A 16543-nucleotide genomic window follows, 5' to 3' on the forward strand; every position below is an offset into this window, starting at 1 on the left:
TCCGCGCCGCGAACCGCGCCCACCATCGGCCAATGCCATGCCCAGCGACGACCCCGAAGACCATTTCCCGCTGTATCCGCTGGGCATGCTGCGCCGTCACGGCCTGGTCGGCGCGCAGGATCTGGCCCAGCGCCTGCCCGACTGGAGCGAACAGCAACTGCGCGACGCCTTCTGGCGCGCCTACGCGTCGATCCGCGAAACCGAAACCGAGCTGGAACGTTCCATCAGCATCGACGGCGGCGAGAAAGTCATGCGGCTCAACGGCCAGCCGATCTTCGTATCCGAAGACTGCTGGAACTTCGAAGTGGTGGCCGGCGCGGAACTGATGGACCGCCTGGTTGCCGCGCTCGAGCAACAGCGCGCGGCGCAGGCGGATTAGTCGCCGCTGCCATACAAGGCCTTGCGCGGCGCCCCGCTCAACTCCGCCGCCAGCTTCGCCGCGGTCGACGGCGGCAGATGCTCGCTGAGCTTGGCGTACAACCGCTTGCCTTCGATCACCTTGGCGTCGGCATCGTCGCCGGCCCCTTCGACCACGACCACAAACTCGCCCTTGCGCTGATTCGGATCGGCCTTGACCTGCGCCGCCAGCGCCTCGAGCGACCCGTCGAGCACGGTTTCGAACAACTTGGTCAGCTCGCGCGCGAGCACCGCGCGGCGCGACGGGCCGAACGCGCCGATCATGTCGTCGAGGGTTTCCTCGATCCGGTGCGAGGATTCGTAGAACAACAAGGTCTGCGGTTCGGCGGCCAATCGGGTCAGGCGTTCGCGCCGGGCCGAGGTCTTGGCCGGCAGGAAGCCTTCGAAACTGAACCGATCCGAGGCCAACCCGGCCACGCTGAGCGCGGCGATCGCGGCGCAGGCGCCGGGCACCGGCGAGACCCGGATGCCGGCCGCGCGCGCGGCGCGGACCAGGCGATAGCCCGGATCGCTGACCAAGGGGGTGCCCGCATCCGACACCAAGGCGAGCGAATCGCCGCCCTGCAGACGCGCCACCAACTGCGCCGCCTGCTGCTCCTCGTTGTGCTGATGCAGCGCCAGCAGCGGGCGTTCCAGCCCGAAATGCGACAGCAACTGGCGGGTATGCCGGGTGTCCTCGGCGCAGATCGCCGCGACCGTGCGCAAGGTCTCCAGCGCGCGCGGCGACAGGTCGCCGAGGTTGCCGATCGGGGTGGCGACAATATGAAGGGTGCCGAAGGTCTGCATCGTGCTCAGGGTTCAAGGCCGGGTAGAATCCTAACCGGTCCCACAGGAACGCCGCTGCGCGGCGAATGCAAGCCGATGACTCATAAGAAAAACCGGCCCGCTTTGACATGGACGTTCATCGGCCTGTTGGCGGCGACCGCGGTGCTCGGCGGCTGCGCCAGCGTCGAAACCCGCCCGACCGCCGCGACCAACGCCTCCAATCCGCTGATCGCCCAGGCCGGGCACCTCGCGCGCGAGCACGCCGGTTTGAGCGGCGCGGCGCGCAGCGACAACGAACAGCAGATCAATCGCCTGCTCGGCCAGCTCGACGACGCCACCCTGAGCCGCGAAGCCGCCGCCTTGCCGGCCGGCGATCCGCTCTACAACTTCATGGGCAAGGTGATGATGCAGCGCGGCCTGCCGCTGCCGCGCCCGTTCGACCGCAGCTCCGACTGGAACTTCAACGCCGGCCAGCGTCCGCCGGCCGAAGCCGACGGCTACCGCCCGCCGGTGAAACTGGCGGTGCTGCTGCCGGCTACCGGCGCCTCCGCGGTCGCCGGCGCCTCGGTGCGCGACGGCCTGAGCACGGCGTACTACGGCGAAAGCCGGCGCCGCCCCGACATTCTTTTCTACGACACCGGCAGCAACGCCGCCGGCGCGGTGGCCGCGTACGACAAGGCGGTCGCCGACGGCAACGACTTCGTGATCGGCCCGCTCGGCCGCGACGAAGTCAGCGCGGTGTTCGCCAAGGGCACCCTGCCGGTGCCGGTGCTCGCGCTCAACCGCGGCAACGTCGCTCCGCCCAGCGGCAACGTCAGCTTCTCGCTGACGCCCGAGGACGAAGGCATCGCCGCGGCCGATTACCTGCTCGAACGCGGCGCCAAGCGCGTGCTCGCGATCGGCGGCAGCGACGACGGCCAGCGCCGCGCGATCGCCGCGCTCAAGGAGCGCCTGGCCGCGCGCGGCGCGCAGATCAGCGACACCATCGGCGAAGGCACCGCCGACCTCGGCCCGTTCGTGGCCAAGCCCGGCGGCGTCGACGCGGTGTTCCTGGCGGTCAAGGGCAGCGCGGCGCGCACCCTGATTCCCAAGCTGGCGATCGTCGGTCTGTCCGACAAGCCGCGGGTGGCGACCTCGCAACTGCTGTCGGGCACCGGCAAGCCGGAGCAGGACCGCGTGCTCGACGGCCTCGCGTTCCCGTCGGAATCGTGGACCAGCGGCGGCATCCGCGGCCTGCCGCCGGCGGTGGGCGTCGCTCAGACCCTGCCGACCGCGCGCGGCCCGGGCGCGGCACGCCTGTTCGCGTTCGGCTACGACGCCTGGCAGCTGTCGGCCTATCTGGAACGCCTAGCCACGCGCCCGGATGCGTTCATCAACGGCGCCACCGGCGTGCTGCGCATCGACGGCGGCGGCTCGGTGCTGCGCACCCCGGCGTGGTCGACCTTCAGCAGCGGCGTGCCGGTGCCGCTGGCGGATGCCGCGCGCCGCTGATCCGCGCAACGGTCCGGCGTCGCGCGCGTCGGACCGCCGCAGCCGCGGCGCCGCGGTCGAAGCCGCCGCGCGCGCCCATCTGCTCGAACACGGCCTGCGCGAGATCGCCGCGAATGCCAACTACCGCTTCGGCGAACTCGATCTGGTGATGCGCGACGGCGCGACCGTCGTCTTCGTCGAAGTGCGCTATCGGCGCAGCGACCGCTTCGGCGGCGGCGCGGCCTCGGTCGATCTGCGCAAGCGGCGCAAACTGGTGCTCGCCGCGCAGGCTTTCCTGCTCGCCCATCCGGGTTACGCCGACAGCCCCTGCCGGTTCGACGTGATCGAAGCCGATGGCGATCCGGCGCAACCGGGCTTGAACTGGTTGCGCGATGCGTTTCGCGCCGACGATATCTAGCTCGCGCAACGCGACGGCGAGTTCGCGCGATCGGCCGCGCCGACCGGATCGAAAGCGTCGGCGCTGAAGCCCATCCCACAAAACACACGACCTATCGCGGCGATCGGGCTTATGTCGCCGACGCAAGTCAGCGCGCGACCGGCGGCTTGCGGCGATACCATGGGCGCATGCCTACCGTAATGACCCATGCCGTGGTTCCGCTCGCCCTGGGATGGGCGCTCGGATCGCGCACCATTCCGCCGCGGCTGCTCGTGGCCGGCGCGCTCGCCGCGATGCTGCCCGATGCCGACGTGGTCGCCTTCAAGCTCGGCATCGCCTATGCCGACGACTTCGGCCATCGCGGCGCCAGCCATTCGTTCGTCTTCGCCGCGGCGGTCGCCGCATTCGGCGCGGTCTTCGCGCGCTGGCTGCGCGTGCCGCCTTGGCGCGCCGCGCTGTGGCTGTTCGTCTGCGCCGCCTCGCATCCCTTGCTCGATGCCCTGACCGACGGCGGCCTCGGCGTCGCCTTGTACTGGCCGTGGTCGGACGCGCGCATCTTCGCGCCGTGGCGGCCGATCGAGGTCTCGCCGATCGGCGCGCGCTTCTTCAGCGCGCGCGGGGTCGAAGTGCTGCTGTCGGAAGCGCGCTGGGTGGCGATGCCGGCGCTCGCGCTCGGCGCGGTCGGCGCATTGCTGCGCCGCATGAGCACGCGGCGCGGATCGCGCGCGGTGAGCCGCGATGCGCACTGAGTTCGCCACCGGCCTGCCGCCTGCGCTGCACCAGGAAATGGCGCCGCTGTTCGGCGCCGGCTGGCTGACCGATCCGGGCGAACGGCTCGCCTATGCCTACGACAACTCGCGCCGGCAATCGCTGCCCGACGCGGTCGCGCTGCCGCAGTCGCGCGAGCAAGTGCTGGCGCTGGTGCGCGCGTGCCGGCGCCATCGCGTGCCGCTGGTCGCGCGCGGCCGCGGCACCAACACCACCGGCGCGTCGGTGCCGATCGCCGGCGGCGTGGTGGTGTCGTTCGAACGCATGAACCGGATCGTCGAGATCCGCCCCGGCGATCGTTGCGCGATCGTCGAACCCGGCGTGCTCAACGGCGATCTGCAGACCGCGCTCAAAGCGCACGGCCTGTTCTGGCCGCCCGACCCGACCAGCGCCGCGTTCAGCACGGTCGGCGGCAATCTGGCCTGCAACGCGGGCGGCCCGCGCGCGGTGAAGTACGGCGCCAGTCGCGACAACGTGCTCGCGCTGACGGCGGTGACCGGCGCGGGCGAGTTGATCGTGTGCGGCACGGCCACGACCAAGGGTTCGACCGGGTACGACCTGCATCGGCTCCTGGTCGGCAGCGAAGGCACACTCGCGCTGATCGTCGAAGCCAGCCTGCGCCTGACCCCGACCGCGCCGGCGCGCGCGGCCTTGCGCGCGACCTATCGCGATGTCTCCACCGCCGCGCACGCGGTCGCGCGGCTGATGGCGCAGCCGGTGACGCCGTCGATGCTGGAATTCATGGACGGGGACGCGGTGCGGCTGGCGCGCGATGTCGGCGGCGCCGATCTGCCGCACGAGGCCGGCGCCTTGCTGATGATCGAAGCCGACGGCGACGCGCAGACCTTGCCGTTTGCGATCCAGGCGCTGAAACGCGCGGCGTCCGGCGACGGCCTGCTCTCGCTCGACGATGCCGCCGACGAAGCCGCGCGGGAAAAACTCTGGGCCGCGCGCAAGGCGCTGTCGCCGTCGCTGCGCACGCTGGCGCCGGGCAAGATCAACGAAGACGTGGTGGTGCCGGTGTCGCGCATCCCCGAACTGGTTGACGGCGTGCAGGCGCTGTCGCGCGCTGCCGCCCTGCCGATCGTGTGCTTCGGCCACGCCGGCAACGGCAACCTGCACGTCAACCTGCTCTACGACCCCGCCGACGCGTCGCAGAACGAACGCGCGCATGCCGCGATGGGCCACGTGTTCGAACTCGCGCTGTCATTGGGCGGCACCTTGTCGGGCGAACACGGCATCGGCCTGGCCAAACGCGATTTCATGCCGCAGGCGGTGGGCGCGCAGACCTTGGCGGTCATGCGTCAGCTCAAGACGGTGTTCGATCCCGACGGCATTCTCAACCCAGGCAAATTGCTGCCGGACGAGTGAAGTGGAGTGACTTGTTGCTGCCGGGCGAGTAAGGCGACGAGACTGGTCGTGAACCGCCGCCGCACGAGCGTATCGCCGTAACTCGCCGCAGCGCGCGCATCCCCACGAAGCAGCGCATCTGCTTTTGCCCACTTTAGAAAAGGGGGCAGCGTCTGCGCAGCAGACGCGGGGGATTTGAGCTTTTGACTTTGCTTTGGGCAATACGGCGTAGAGCAAGAGCAAATCCCCCCTGCCCCCCTTTTTCAAAGGGGGAGCACTTCGACACCGACCGCTCGGGCCTGAGTAGCCGCATCCAAGGCATGCCGCCTCGCCCGACTCAAAGCATCCGCACACCCGGCAAATCGCGGAAATACGCCGACACCTCGCCGACCGTCATCTGCGCATCGCCGGGACGGCCGAAGCCGCCGTCGGGCGCCGAGCCGCCGTAATTGCCCGAATACCCGTCGCGACCCGAACCCGCGCCGCCGCTGCCGCCATCGCCGCGCGAGCCGGCACTGCCGCCACCGCCGCCCGGTCCCGCGGAACCGCCCGAGACGTCGAACCGCAGCAGCTGCGCGAGTTCCGGATAACGCCGGTCGTACACCAGTTCGATACGGCCGCCGTCGCCGCCGATGCCGCCCGGCCCGCCGAAGCCGCCGTCGCCACCATGGCCGCCATCGCCGCCGTATCCCGCGCGCTCCTTGCCGCCTTCGCCGCGACCGCCTTCGCCGCCACTGCCGCCGCTTCCACCATCGCCGCCCGCGCCGCCGCGGCCGCCGCTGGCGATCAAGGTCAGCGGACGATCGGCCGGCGCGAGCACGAGGTCTTCGATATCGCCGAGCACCCGCACCGCGATCAGCTTCGGATACAGCCGCGTGCTCGCATACGTGGCGTACATGCGCAGATGCGGGCCGTTGAAGCCGTTGCCGCCCGGCGCGCCATCGCCGCCGCGCGCGCCGTCGCCGCCGTCCTGGCCGTCGAAGCCGTTGCGGCCATCGCTGCCGCTGTATCCGCTGGCGCCATCGGGCCCGTCCGCGCCCGGCCCGCCGGGCGCGCCCACGCTGACGATGCAGCGATAATCCGGGTCGTAATGCAGGGTCTGCGCCAGTTGCGCGCGCGGATGCAGCAGCTGCGCGCTGATCGCGAAACCGCTGTCGACGGTCGCCAGCACATCGGGATCGGGCGCGAACCAACCCAGTTCGTCGAACCGGCCCTGCGCGCTGGCGAAGGCGAAGTTGCGGAAATCCAGCATGCCGTTGCGGCGCGTGCCGTTGCCGCCGCGCCAGGTTTCGTAGCTCGACGGCGCCGCTTCGCGCGGCAGTTGCGCGGTCACCGTCGCATGCATCTGCACCGGCTGGCGCGGGCAGATGGTGGCGATGCCCGGGCCGATGTCGACCTGCATCGCGCTGACCTGCGCCTCGCCCAGATGCACGGTATTGATCCCGACCAACGAACGCATCGGGCCGCAACCGCTCAATCCGACAGCGGCGACAACACAAGCGATGGCCACGCGGCTCATGCGGCTCATGCGGCGCCGATGGAAACAAGCGGGGATCGACGCGGCTGGGCGCATGACGGCAGGCGATGGGGAAGTCGAATCAGGCTCGCATCGGCGCAATGAAAGCGGTCTGAACTTTCGCGATGACTCGACCCAACTGATGGCAGGGGTGGTCGCGCGCAATCGCGTCGTTTCGCGTTCGCGCGAGCGCAAGTTCTCGACGCGAAGCCGACCGGTCTTTTTTGGGGACTTCAGCCCCATATTTTTCGGTCGGATCGTTTCGTCAGAACGCAAGACGTCGGGGTTGAAGCCCCTGAGAAACTACGTGACGCTCTCGCAGCCGAAGCCGCGGATGACGGCTCAGCCGAAGTGCTGGTACCCACGTCGCGGCGGCGTCCACGGCGAACCATCCGCCCGCCGCACCCGCACACCCGGCTCGGCCTCGATCCAGCCGATCACGCAGGCCGGCGTATCGACCGCGCGCAAGGCCGAAGCGATCGCATCGCGCCGCGACGGCGCGGCGGTGAAGCACAGTTCGTAATCGTCGCCGCCGCCCAGCTGCAGCGACCAGCGCGCTTCGCCTTCGCAGGCGGCCGCGAGCGCGGGCGATACCGGCAGCACGGCCGCGTCAATGCGCGCGCCGACCTTCGATGCCGCGCAGACATGCCCCAGATCGGCGAGCAGGCCATCGGACACATCGATGCAGGCATGCGCGAGCGGCCCCAGCGCGCGGCCCGCGGCGACGCGCGGCGTCGGCCGTTGCAGGCGTTCGAACAAACGCGCGTGATCGGTCAGCGGATCGCCGACGCAACGGCGTACCTCCGCATCGCGGTACGGCGCGACGCCGGCCAGGGCGAGCGCGGCGGCGGCATCGCCGGGCGTGCCGGTGATCCAGACCTCGTCGCCGACTCGCGCGGCATCGCGCCGCAACGCGGCACCGGCCTCGACGAAACCCATCGCGGTCACGCAGACCGACAACGGCCCGCGCGTGGTATCGCCGCCGACGAGGGCAACGCGGTGTTGCGCGGCCAGTGGCACAAAGCCGTCGAGAAAGCCGTCGACGAAGGCCTGCATCGCATCGCCCGGCTGCGCCGGCAGCGACAGGGACAACGTGGCCCACGCCGGCAACGCGCCCATCGCGGCGAGGTCGGACAGATTCACCGCCAGCGATTTCCAGCCGATATCGGCCGGCGCGGCGTCTTCGAAGAAATGCACGCCGCTGTTGAGCGTGTCGGTGGCGACCGCCAGTTGCATACCGGCCGGCGGTCGCAGCAGCGCGGCGTCGTCGCCGATGCCGAGCACTACGTCGTCGCGGGTGCCCACGCGCGCGCGGATGCGCGCGATCAGGTCGAATTCGGCGGCGCTCATCGCGGCGGCATCATCGCTGGCGGGACCCTCGGCGCAAGCAGGCGTCGATCGCGTCGCGCGCGGGCGCGACGCGGCCGGATCACTTCTTCTTCGACGCGCCGAATTCGACCGCGCGCCAGTCCGCCGCGGCATGGTCGAGCACGCCGTTGACGTAGGTGTGGCCGTGCTCGGCGCCGAAGCGCTTGACCGTCTCGATCGCCTCGTTGATCACCACGCGGTACGGCACGTCCGGACGCAGGCGCAGTTCATAGGCGGCGATGCGCAGGGTCGCGCGCTCGATCGGATCGACCTGCTCGATGTCGCGATCCAGAAACGGCGCGAGCGCGGTATCGAGTTCGTCCTGGTGCTTGTCGACACCGCGCACGAGGTCTTCGAAGTACTCCAGGTCGGCGACTTCGTGGGCCTGTTCGTGGGCGAACTGGGCGATCACGTCGTTGACCTTGGAGCCGGACATCTGCCAGGCGTACACGGCCTGCAGCGCGCGGCGGCGGGCGCGCGAACGCGCGACCGGGTCGATTCCATCCTGACGGCGACGGGTCATGGCAGTTGTCCCAGCAAATGGCTCATTTCCAAGGCGGCCTGCGCGGCTTCCTCGCCCTTGTTGCCGTGGCTGCCGCCTGCGCGGGCCTCGGCGTCTTCGTGGCGCTCGACCGCGAGCACGCCGTTGGCGATCGCCAGGCCGTGATCGAGCGAGACCCGCATCAGGCCGTCGGAGCAGCCGTCGGCGACTTGTTCGTAATGGCGGGTGTCGCCGCGCACGACGCAGCCCAGCGCGACCACCGCCGCGTGACGGCCGGCCACGGCCAGGCGGCGGGCGACGACCGGCAGTTCCCAGGCGCCGGGGACGCGGATCACGTCGATGGCGTCCTCGGCGACGCCGTGTTCGGCGAAGGTCTTGCGCGCGCCGGCCACCAGGGTGTCGGTGATGCGCGGGTTCCAGCGGCTGGCGATGATGGCGTAGCGCGCGCCCGGGGGGCTGCGCAGATCGCCTTCGTAATGGGGCATGGATTACGGCCTTATGAGCGGAGTGGCTGGCAAGGGCGGCCAGGCCGGATCGTCCTCGCCTGGCACGGCGGGATGCTGCCGGTAGAGCCAGAAACCTGGACCTTCCGGCGCCAGGGCGAGTCGATGGGCAAGACAGTCCTGCTTGGACAGGTAGTGGAACACGACGCTCTTGCGCGTGCGGGCCGGATCGCGGATATCGCTGCCACCGTGCAGAAGATAGGCGCTCCAGACGAACACGTCGCCCTTGCGGGCCAGGAACACCTCGGGTTGCAGCTTGAGGGCCTCGACCTGCGCCCGCATGTGCCTGTCCCACAACGGCATTTCATCCTGAATGAAATGGTGGCTGCCGTTGCTGAAGACGTACTGCGGAATTTTATGGCTGCCGGGGTAGTAGCGCAACGGACCGGCGTCCGGATGGGTGTCCTCCAGCGCCACCCAGATCGCGACCAGGTGGTGCGGCGAGCGCGGGGTCATGTACAGCGAATCGACGTGATCGGGCTGGGCGCTGCCCTGTTCGAAGCTCAGCGAGTTGCACAGCACCGGCGGCTGGCCGAGCAGGGCCGCCACGATCGGGGTGATGCGCTCGTTCAGCGCCAGGCGGCGCACGGCCTCGCGCTCCAGGTAGAGGTCGCTGACCTTGAAGCGGTGCTCGCGCCGCGCCTGCTCGCTCACCCGCGCCAGCGGCAGGCGCTCGCCGGTGACCAGGTCGTCGACCACGATCCGCGGCGCCCCCTGCGCCCAGGCCTCGCGCAGCGACGCCTCGGCGTCGTCCACCTCGGCCGGGCTGTAGAAACCCGGCAGGACCAGCAAGCCGTCCCGATCCCAGCATTCGCGCATCGCGGCGGTCAATGGAGATGCGGCGTCCGCGCCGCGCGGACGCAGCCATTTCCAGGGGAATTTCATCGGATCGGTACGAACTTGCGGCGGCGCCGGAGGGCGGGTCGGCGGGCAGTCTACCCGCCCGTCCGGGGCCTTCAAACGTACTCGACGACCTCCAGACCGAAGCCGCCCAGGCCGATCTGCCTGCGTGGTGTCCCCATGACACGCAACTTGCCCAGACCCAGGTCGGCAAGGATTTGTCCGCCGGCACCGTTCCTGCGCCACTCGACCAGGGCCTGCCGGCCGCTGGACTCGCTCGGCGGCTCGCTGTCGGCGTGCTCGGCCGCGTCGTGACCCTGGGTTCCGCCGCGCACCCGCGCCAGCAGCGCATCGGCATCGGCGTGGTCGGCCAGCAATACCAAGGCGCCGCGGCCTTCGCGCGCGATCGCGGCGAGCACGTCGCCGACCGCCGGGCCGAAGTCCGGCCGGCGCCAATGCAGCGCGTCGGCCAGCGGATTGAGCACGTGCACGCGCACCAGGGTCGGGATCTGCGCGTCGGCCTGACCGCGCACCATCGCGAAATGCAGCGCGTGGGTCAGGCGGTCGCGATAGCTCAGCAACTGGAACGGGCCGTGCTCGGTCTCGATCTGGCGCTCGTCGACCCGCTCGATGGTGTGCTCGGTGGCCAGGCGATAGCGGATCAGTTCCTCGATCGAACCGATCTTCAAGCCGTGTTCGGCCGCGAACGCTTCGAGTTCGGGACGCCGCGCCATGCTGCCGTCGGCATTGAGCACCTCGACCAGCACGCCGGCCGGTTCCAGGCCGGCCAACAGGGCCAGATCGCTCGCCGCTTCGGTGTGGCCGGCGCGGCTGAGCACGCCGCCGGGCTGCGACATCAGCGGGAAGATGTGGCCGGGCTGGGCCAGGTCCGACGGCTTGGCGTCGGGCCGCACCGCGGTGCGCACGGTGTGGGCGCGATCGTAGGCCGAGATGCCGGTGGTGACGCCTTCGGCCGCTTCGATGCTGACGGTGAAGTTGGTGTGGTGCGGCGAGGTGTTGTCGCGCACCATCGGCCCCAGGCCGAGCTGGAAACAGCGCTCGCGCATCAGCGACAGGCACACCAGCCCGCGCGCGTGGGTGACCATGAAGTTGATGTCGGCCGGACGCACCAGTTCGGCGGCCATGATCAGGTCGCCTTCGTTCTCGCGGTCTTCGTCGTCGACGATCACCACCATGCGGCCGGCGCGGATTTCCTCCAGCAGTTCGGGAACGCTCGCGAAACTCATGCCGCACCTCCGGTGTGACGCTCGCCGAGCAGACGCTCGACATAACGGGCGACCAAGTCGATTTCCAGATTGATCGCGTCGCCGATGCCGGTCTGCGCGAACGCGGTGTTGTGCACCGTGTGCGGAATCAACGCGACCTCGAAACCCTCCGCGTCGACCTCGTTGACCGTGAGGCTGACCCCGTCGACGCAGATCGAGCCTTTCTTGGCGATATAGCGCAGCAGCGGCGCCGGCGCCTTGAAACGCCAGCGCTGCGCGCGCGCGTCGTCGTGGATCGACAGCACCGCGCCGACGCCGTCGACATGGCCGCTGACCATGTGCCCGCCGAGCCGGTCGCTGGGCCGCATCGCGCGCTCCAGGTTGACCCGCGCGGCGGGCCCCAGCGCGCCGAGCGTGGTCAGCGACAGGGTTTCGTTGGACGCATCCGCGTCGAACCAATCGGCGCCGAATTCGATCACGGTCAGGCACACGCCGTTGACCGCGATGCTTTCGCCGAGCTTGGGATCGGTGAAATCGAGGCTGCCGGTGGCGATGCGCAACCGCACGTCGCCGCCGAGATCGTGCTTGTCGGCGATGCTGCCGACGCCTTCGATGATGCCGGTGAACATCAGCGGACCTCCGGACGGAGACCGCGGCGGCGCAAGGCCGCGCCGGTGTTGCGATTGAACTGGGTCATGAAACGTTTCCCGCAAGAAGTGAGCGAAAAACGCCTCAAGGCTTTGAAGACAACGCACGACGCGCGGCCGGGCCGCGGGAGTCGTCTCGCCCATCCTCGCGGTGGGCTCGCGCGTAGCCGTCTTCTTTCATCCGGACTGTGACCGTCGGCTCCGGCATTGGACCGGATCTGCTGACCCTTGCGTGGGCGGCGGCCGAGATTCGGCTGCCGCGCGCAAGGCGCTCGCGGGCTCGCGCGTTGCCGCGCCTACCGCCGGTGGGGAGTTTCGCCCCGCCCTGAAGACGTTACTGGTGGTGCCGGCGAACCGGCGGGGCGCAGTTTACCACCCGGGGGATGGGTGGCTGGGGTCTTGGGATGGGAAACGGGTGGATGGTTTGTTCTGTGGGTGGGGGGAGTGGGGATTGGGGTTCGGACTAGGAGGTCGAAGGTCGAAGGTCGAGGTTCAAAGTTCGAGGTTTTGGGTTTTGGGTTTTGGGTTTTGGGAGTTGCACCCAGAAATCGCCGAAGGTCGCAAACCCAACAAGGCGTCCGGTGTTGCTTTCGCTCGTCATTCCCGCGAACGCGGGCTCCGCTTCACTTCGGCGGAGCCGAACATCCAGCGACTTTCGTGCGAGAACGCTTGAAGTCACTGGATTCCCGCGTTCGCGGGAATGACGATCTGGAAGGATGACGCTGAAGGCTAATGACGTTCTGGCGGGATGACGCTGAAGTCTCTGGATCCCCGCCTTCGCGGGGATGACGTGCTGAAGGTGACGTCCTGATCCTGATCCCGGTCCCAAGCGAGGGCTCGATGGGCTGACGCTGAAGTAGCGTCACGCGCCACCTATCGCTACCTACCTCACCGCCAGGAACCACCCTTCAACCCGCCTTGCGCCGCAAATGCAGCATCAACGGCCACTCGATCGTCCGCATGTCCTCGGCCATGCCCCAGGCCTGCGACAGCGCCGGGCGGTTCAGCGCGACCGGGTCGTCGCCGGTCGCGGCGCGGCAGCGGTCGGTCGCGGACAGACTGTTCAGATAGCCCAGAAAACGCCCCAGGCCCCAATGCGCCGTCAACCACAGCGGCGGCGCCGGCACGGCTTCGAACGGCCATTGGTAATCGGGATATCCGGCGCGGATCTCGTGATTCTCGCGCTGCCAGAACTCGTCGATGCGGGAGCGGAAATCGGCCACCGCGACCTCCATCCCCGGCGGTGGCAGGAAATCGCCGTAGGCCCATACCGCCAGCACCCCGCCGGGCGCGAGCACGCGCTCGCATTCGGCGAAGAAGCGTTCGCGTTCGAACCAGTGCAGGGCCTGCGCGACCGCGATCAGCTGCACGCTGGCATCGGCCAGATCGGTGCGTTCGCCCGGAGCGACGCTCAGATTGACCCGACCTTCGCCGCGCAGCGAGGCCTCGTGCGCCCAATGCTGCTCGAGCTGTTTGACGCTGGGGTCGCTCGCATGCACCCGCTCGAACCGCGCCGCGAGCCCGCGCGTGGCCTGGCCGCTGCCGCAGCCGGGCTCCCACACCGTCGCATCGGCCGGCACATGCGCGGCGATCACGTCGAACAGCGCGTCGGGATATTCCGGACGCGCCGCGGCGTAGGCACCGGCGATCGCGGAGAAGTGATCCTTGAAGGCGTTCTGGCTCATAGGCGAGGGAAGAATGAGTGGAGAGGTAGTGAGGAACGAGTCAGAGCGGAGCGAATGGGCGTAGGTGCGCTTGGCATGAGCCGAGTCGACCGCGAAGCGCAAGTCAGGACCGCAAGCAGCCGACGAACACCCTACTCACTCCTGTGCACTCACTCCTGCTTTCGAGGCTGCAACAACACCCGCGTATCCTCGCCGAGCCGGCGCACATCGATCAGGTCCAACTGCAGTTTGCTGGTCATCGCCTCGATGCCCAGACCGCCGAACAACGGCCGCGCGTTCTCGCCCAGCAACACCGGCGCGACATACAGCAGCACTTCGTCGACCAGCCCCTGGGCCAGAAACGCGCCGGCCAGGGTCGCGCCGGCTTCGAGCTGGATTTCGTTGACGCCGCGTTCGGCCAGCAGCCTGAGCACCGCGCTCAGATCCATCCGGCCCTCGATCATCGGCACCGCCACGTGCGCGGCGTCGAAATCGCGCGGCGGCTTGGCGTCGGGCGCATGCAGGTACAGGGTCGGCGCATCGCCCTCGCGCACGCGGCCGCGCGCGACCGTGGCCAGGCCCGGATCGAGCACCACCCGCAGCGGCGCGACGAACGCGGTGTCGTCGCCCAGACGCACGGTCAGCGAGGGATCGTCGGCGAGCACGGTGCCGGCGCCGGTCACAATCGCGCCGCTGCGCGCGCGCCAGTGCTGCACGTCCAGACGCGAGGCCTCGCCGCTGATCCACTTGGATTCGCCGCTGGCCATCGCGCTGCGTCCGTCCAGACTCGACGCCAGCTTGACCCGCAGCCACGGCCGACCGCGTTCGATCCGCGACAGAAAACCGCGATTGAGCGCGCGCGCCTGGGTTTCCATCAAACCGCTTTCGACCGCGATGCCGGCCGCCTGCAATTTCGCGAAACCGGCGCCGTCGACCTGCGGAAACGGATCGCGCATCGCCGCGACCACGCGCGCCACGCCGGCGGCGATCAAGGCCTCGCTGCACGGTCCGGTGCGGCCGGTGTGCGCGCACGGTTCCAGGGTCACGTAGGCGGTGGCGCCGCGCGCGCGATCGCCGGCCGCGCGCAGCGCATGCACTTCCGCGTGCGGCTCACCGGCGCGTTCGTGCCAGCCTTCGCCGACGATGTCGTCGCCGTGCGCGATCACGCAGCCGACCAGCGGATTGGGCTTGGTCGTGTACGCGCCCTTCTCGGCCAGACGCAACGCGCGGGCCATGTGGGCGTGATCGGTGGCGCTGAAGGTCGTGGTCATGGCATGCGCTTGAAGTGGGTGGCGTCGGGGAAATCGGAGATCAGGCCGCCGTCGGCCTGACGGGTGAGGGTCATGCCGCCGCCCTCGGCCGCGCCGAGCGCGCGGGCATCGAATTCGATCAGGTACAGCAACTTGGTCGAATCTTCCACGCTCAGCCAGCGGATGCGGTCGGGCCGCTCGGGGAAACGCACGCCGATGGCTTTCACCACCGCGCGCTTGGGCAAGCTCGCGAATTCGAACTGCCCGTCGTCGCCCGGCACCGGGCTTTGTTCGATCACCCGGCCATCAGCCAGACGCAGCATCGCCTTGGCCTCGCCGACCGCCAGACCGACCCGCGGCTCGTACACGCTGACCCGCACCGTCTCGCCGGCCCGCCGCGGCTGGTTCGCCCAGACGCGTCCGAGCGGCAGCAAGCCCGCGTCCACCGCCTGCTGCATGGTGTCGATGCCGTTGCCGCGCACCTTGTCCAGATCGGCCTGGGTCAGCGGCTCGGGCCGCGCGCGCTTGATGCCTTCGCCGCCGATCGCCAAGCCCTCCACCAGCGCCACGGTGTCGCCAATGCGCTGCCAGCAGCCGGCGACCTCCAGTCCCGGCGGCGGTACATCGTGCATGCGGAAGCTGCCGTCGAGGTTCAACTGCAACTGCAACTGCGGATTCGAGTTTCCCGACTTGTCGATCGCTGCATAACGCCCCGCCAATGCCGCATCGGCGGGTTCGCAGGCGAAGGCGGCCGGAGCGGCGAGCATCGCGGCGCCGACGATCGAACCGGCAATCGCCGAACGCGCACGCCGGGAACAATGCGCCGCGCAGCCGATGAAATTCATAGCCATTGGTTGCCCATTCGTTCTTGCTTGGCTTGCGGCGCGTGCACGCGAAATTCCGCCAGGAATGCGTCCATGTCGTCCAATCCGAAGAATAGTTGGATCGAACCGTCCGGGTGATTGACGACCACCCGCACCAGGCGGCCGCGCCGCGTGTAAGCATGCACGCTCACGACCTTCGCCAACGATTCGCTCGACTGCTCGGCATCGGTCGCGAAGTACAGCGATCCGTCGTCGAACCACAGCCGCATGCGTTCGTATTCGCGCCAGTATCGCGCCTCGAGCCGACGCTCTCGCCAGTACTTCAAGCCGATCAGCACCGCCACGCCCACGACGCACCAGCGCGCGAATTCCCAGGCGAACACGCCGGCCAACCACAGCGGCAAACCGATCATCGCCACGACGATGGGCATCAACCAAGCCGGGCCGAACCACTGCCGGCGCAGGCCGGCACGCACATAAAGAAACTTCCGCGACGTGGCCATCGAGCCGAACTCAGCGCTTTTTCTTGTCCGGCCGCGGCTCGTCGTCGCCGAGCAAGGTCAGCTGTCCGTCGCCGGGGATATCGCGTTCGAGCCGGTCGAGTTCCTCGCGGAAATCGGCCACGTCCTCGAACGAGCGGTAGACCGAAGCGAAGCGCACGTAGCCGACGTGGTCGAGCTTGCGCAGTTCGGCCATGACGAATTCGCCGACCCGGCGCGAGGCCAGCTCGCGTTCGGCGGTCATGCGCAGCTGATGCACGACCGCGCGCACCGCCGATTCGATCTGTTCTTCCGAGACCGGCCGTTTCTGCAGCGCGCGGTCGAAACCGCCGCGCAGCTTGCGCGCGTCGAAGGCCTCGCGGCGGCCGTCGCCCTTGATGATCACCGGCAGCTTGAGCTCGATCGTCTCGATCGTGCTGAAACGTTCCCCGCAGGCCTCGCAGACGCGGCGGCGGCGGATGGTCGCGCCGTCGTCGGACACGCGCGAATCGATGACCCGGGTGTCCACGTGCTGGCAGAAAGGACAATGCATGTCT

Annotated in this window: 18 protein-coding genes and 1 riboswitch; of the genes, 5 read left to right on the plus strand and 13 right to left on the minus strand. The window is 69.4% G+C overall.

Features of this window, described 5'->3' with window-relative positions:
- The first annotated feature begins 37 nt into the window (after positions 1-37).
- Positions 38-379, plus strand: coding sequence for a hypothetical protein (locus tag IEQ11_RS19700; RefSeq protein WP_191822062.1), 342 nt, complete (start codon positions 38-40; stop codon positions 377-379).
- Here the strand turns inward: IEQ11_RS19700 and rsmI are convergent.
- The gene (gene rsmI, locus IEQ11_RS19705) at positions 376-1203 is read right to left on the minus strand and encodes a 16S rRNA (cytidine(1402)-2'-O)-methyltransferase (RefSeq protein ID WP_036104644.1); all 828 of its coding nucleotides are present in this window, start codon (positions 1201-1203) and stop codon (positions 376-378) included. The two genes, IEQ11_RS19700 and rsmI, sit on opposite strands and share 4 nt — an antisense overlap.
- Positions 1204-1278: 75 nt before the next feature.
- Here rsmI and IEQ11_RS19710 point away from each other — a divergent pair, with 75 nt between their 5' ends.
- The 4 genes from IEQ11_RS19710 (at position 1279) to IEQ11_RS19725 (ending at position 5188) form a co-directional block, all read left to right on the plus strand.
- Positions 1279-2673 carry a penicillin-binding protein activator gene (locus IEQ11_RS19710; RefSeq protein ID WP_228464674.1) on the plus strand — a complete coding sequence of 465 codons (1395 nt, stop codon included), beginning with the start codon at positions 1279-1281 and terminating at the stop codon, positions 2671-2673.
- A complete protein-coding gene (locus IEQ11_RS19715) occupies positions 2657-3070 on the plus strand; it encodes a YraN family protein (RefSeq protein WP_191822064.1) in 414 nt (137 codons plus the stop codon). Before IEQ11_RS19710 ends, IEQ11_RS19715 begins: the two co-directional genes overlap by 17 nt.
- A gap of 167 nt (positions 3071-3237) precedes the next feature.
- Entirely contained in the window at positions 3238-3798 is a 561-nt protein-coding gene (locus IEQ11_RS19720) for a metal-dependent hydrolase (protein WP_191822065.1), read from the plus strand.
- A complete protein-coding gene (locus tag IEQ11_RS19725) occupies positions 3788-5188 on the plus strand; it encodes an FAD-binding oxidoreductase (RefSeq protein ID WP_191822066.1) in 1401 nt (466 codons plus the stop codon). The genes IEQ11_RS19720 and IEQ11_RS19725 overlap by 11 nt, the downstream gene beginning before the upstream one ends.
- A gap of 316 nt (positions 5189-5504) precedes the next feature.
- On the opposite strand, the gene IEQ11_RS19730 is transcribed toward IEQ11_RS19725, so the two are convergent.
- From IEQ11_RS19730 to nrdR, 12 genes are all read right to left on the minus strand, one after another.
- The gene (locus tag IEQ11_RS19730; protein ID WP_191822067.1) at positions 5505-6686 is read right to left on the minus strand and encodes a hypothetical protein; all 1182 of its coding nucleotides are present in this window, start codon (positions 6684-6686) and stop codon (positions 5505-5507) included.
- A gap of 339 nt (positions 6687-7025) precedes the next feature.
- Complete coding sequence (gene thiL, locus IEQ11_RS19735) at positions 7026-8033, minus strand: thiamine-phosphate kinase (protein WP_191822068.1); 1008 nt, start codon at positions 8031-8033, stop codon at positions 7026-7028.
- Positions 8034-8112: 79 nt separating this feature from the next.
- Positions 8113-8574: a transcription antitermination factor NusB gene (nusB, locus tag IEQ11_RS19740; RefSeq protein WP_036104656.1), complete on the minus strand. Its 462-nt coding sequence runs from the start codon at positions 8572-8574 to the stop codon at positions 8113-8115.
- The gene (ribH, locus tag IEQ11_RS19745; RefSeq protein ID WP_036104660.1) at positions 8571-9038 is read right to left on the minus strand and encodes a 6,7-dimethyl-8-ribityllumazine synthase; all 468 of its coding nucleotides are present in this window, start codon (positions 9036-9038) and stop codon (positions 8571-8573) included. The genes nusB and ribH overlap by 4 nt, the downstream gene beginning before the upstream one ends.
- Before the next feature lie 3 nt (positions 9039-9041).
- On the minus strand, positions 9042-9941 hold the full coding sequence (locus IEQ11_RS19750) for a phytanoyl-CoA dioxygenase family protein (RefSeq protein WP_191822069.1): 900 nt from the start codon (positions 9939-9941) through the stop codon (positions 9042-9044).
- Between the two features lie 71 nt (positions 9942-10012).
- On the minus strand, positions 10013-11143 hold the full coding sequence (gene ribB, locus IEQ11_RS19755) for a 3,4-dihydroxy-2-butanone-4-phosphate synthase (RefSeq protein WP_036104663.1): 1131 nt from the start codon (positions 11141-11143) through the stop codon (positions 10013-10015).
- Positions 11140-11751: a riboflavin synthase gene (locus IEQ11_RS19760; RefSeq protein ID WP_046657807.1), complete on the minus strand. Its 612-nt coding sequence runs from the start codon at positions 11749-11751 to the stop codon at positions 11140-11142. Before IEQ11_RS19760 ends, ribB begins: the two co-directional genes overlap by 4 nt.
- Before the next feature lie 183 nt (positions 11752-11934).
- Positions 11935-12106: riboswitch (FMN riboswitch) on the minus strand.
- Between the two features lie 571 nt (positions 12107-12677).
- Complete coding sequence (locus tag IEQ11_RS19765; RefSeq protein WP_191822070.1) at positions 12678-13454, minus strand: class I SAM-dependent methyltransferase; 777 nt, start codon at positions 13452-13454, stop codon at positions 12678-12680.
- Positions 13455-13603: 149 nt separating this feature from the next.
- Positions 13604-14704 carry a bifunctional diaminohydroxyphosphoribosylaminopyrimidine deaminase/5-amino-6-(5-phosphoribosylamino)uracil reductase RibD gene (gene ribD / locus IEQ11_RS19770; protein WP_191822071.1) on the minus strand — a complete coding sequence of 367 codons (1101 nt, stop codon included), beginning with the start codon at positions 14702-14704 and terminating at the stop codon, positions 13604-13606.
- Positions 14701-15534: a hypothetical protein gene (locus IEQ11_RS19775; RefSeq protein ID WP_191822072.1), complete on the minus strand. Its 834-nt coding sequence runs from the start codon at positions 15532-15534 to the stop codon at positions 14701-14703. Before IEQ11_RS19775 ends, ribD begins: the two co-directional genes overlap by 4 nt.
- Positions 15525-16010, minus strand: a complete 486-nt coding sequence (locus IEQ11_RS19780; RefSeq protein WP_228464676.1) for a hypothetical protein — start codon at positions 16008-16010, stop codon at positions 15525-15527. The genes IEQ11_RS19775 and IEQ11_RS19780 overlap by 10 nt, the downstream gene beginning before the upstream one ends.
- A gap of 10 nt (positions 16011-16020) precedes the next feature.
- A complete protein-coding gene (nrdR, locus tag IEQ11_RS19785; protein WP_036104695.1) occupies positions 16021-16539 on the minus strand; it encodes a transcriptional regulator NrdR in 519 nt (172 codons plus the stop codon).
- Positions 16540-16543 lie beyond the last annotated feature (4 nt).

Source organism: Lysobacter capsici, from assembly GCF_014779555.2.
Lineage (GTDB): Bacteria > Pseudomonadota > Gammaproteobacteria > Xanthomonadales > Xanthomonadaceae > Lysobacter > Lysobacter capsici.

Coding starts and splice junctions, on each gene's coding strand:
- IEQ11_RS19700 (WP_191822062.1), top strand. CDS start 38: ATGCCCAGCGACGACCCCGAAGACCATTTCCCGCTGTATCCGCTGGGC.
- rsmI (WP_036104644.1), bottom strand. CDS start 1,203: ATGCAGACCTTCGGCACCCTTCATATTGTCGCCACCCCGATCGGCAAC.
- IEQ11_RS19710 (WP_228464674.1), top strand. CDS start 1,279: ATGACTCATAAGAAAAACCGGCCCGCTTTGACATGGACGTTCATCGGC.
- IEQ11_RS19715 (WP_191822064.1), top strand. CDS start 2,657: ATGCCGCGCGCCGCTGATCCGCGCAACGGTCCGGCGTCGCGCGCGTCG.
- IEQ11_RS19720 (WP_191822065.1), top strand. CDS start 3,238: ATGCCTACCGTAATGACCCATGCCGTGGTTCCGCTCGCCCTGGGATGG.
- IEQ11_RS19725 (WP_191822066.1), top strand. CDS start 3,788: ATGCGCACTGAGTTCGCCACCGGCCTGCCGCCTGCGCTGCACCAGGAA.
- IEQ11_RS19730 (WP_191822067.1), bottom strand. CDS start 6,686: ATGAGCCGCGTGGCCATCGCTTGTGTTGTCGCCGCTGTCGGATTGAGC.
- thiL (WP_191822068.1), bottom strand. CDS start 8,033: ATGAGCGCCGCCGAATTCGACCTGATCGCGCGCATCCGCGCGCGCGTG.
- nusB (WP_036104656.1), bottom strand. CDS start 8,574: ATGACCCGTCGCCGTCAGGATGGAATCGACCCGGTCGCGCGTTCGCGC.
- ribH (WP_036104660.1), bottom strand. CDS start 9,038: ATGCCCCATTACGAAGGCGATCTGCGCAGCCCCCCGGGCGCGCGCTAC.
- IEQ11_RS19750 (WP_191822069.1), bottom strand. CDS start 9,941: ATGAAATTCCCCTGGAAATGGCTGCGTCCGCGCGGCGCGGACGCCGCA.
- ribB (WP_036104663.1), bottom strand. CDS start 11,143: ATGAGTTTCGCGAGCGTTCCCGAACTGCTGGAGGAAATCCGCGCCGGC.
- IEQ11_RS19760 (WP_046657807.1), bottom strand. CDS start 11,751: ATGTTCACCGGCATCATCGAAGGCGTCGGCAGCATCGCCGACAAGCAC.
- IEQ11_RS19765 (WP_191822070.1), bottom strand. CDS start 13,454: ATGAGCCAGAACGCCTTCAAGGATCACTTCTCCGCGATCGCCGGTGCC.
- ribD (WP_191822071.1), bottom strand. CDS start 14,704: ATGACCACGACCTTCAGCGCCACCGATCACGCCCACATGGCCCGCGCG.
- IEQ11_RS19775 (WP_191822072.1), bottom strand. CDS start 15,534: ATGGCTATGAATTTCATCGGCTGCGCGGCGCATTGTTCCCGGCGTGCG.
- IEQ11_RS19780 (WP_228464676.1), bottom strand. CDS start 16,010: ATGGCCACGTCGCGGAAGTTTCTTTATGTGCGTGCCGGCCTGCGCCGG.
- nrdR (WP_036104695.1), bottom strand. CDS start 16,539: ATGCATTGTCCTTTCTGCCAGCACGTGGACACCCGGGTCATCGATTCG.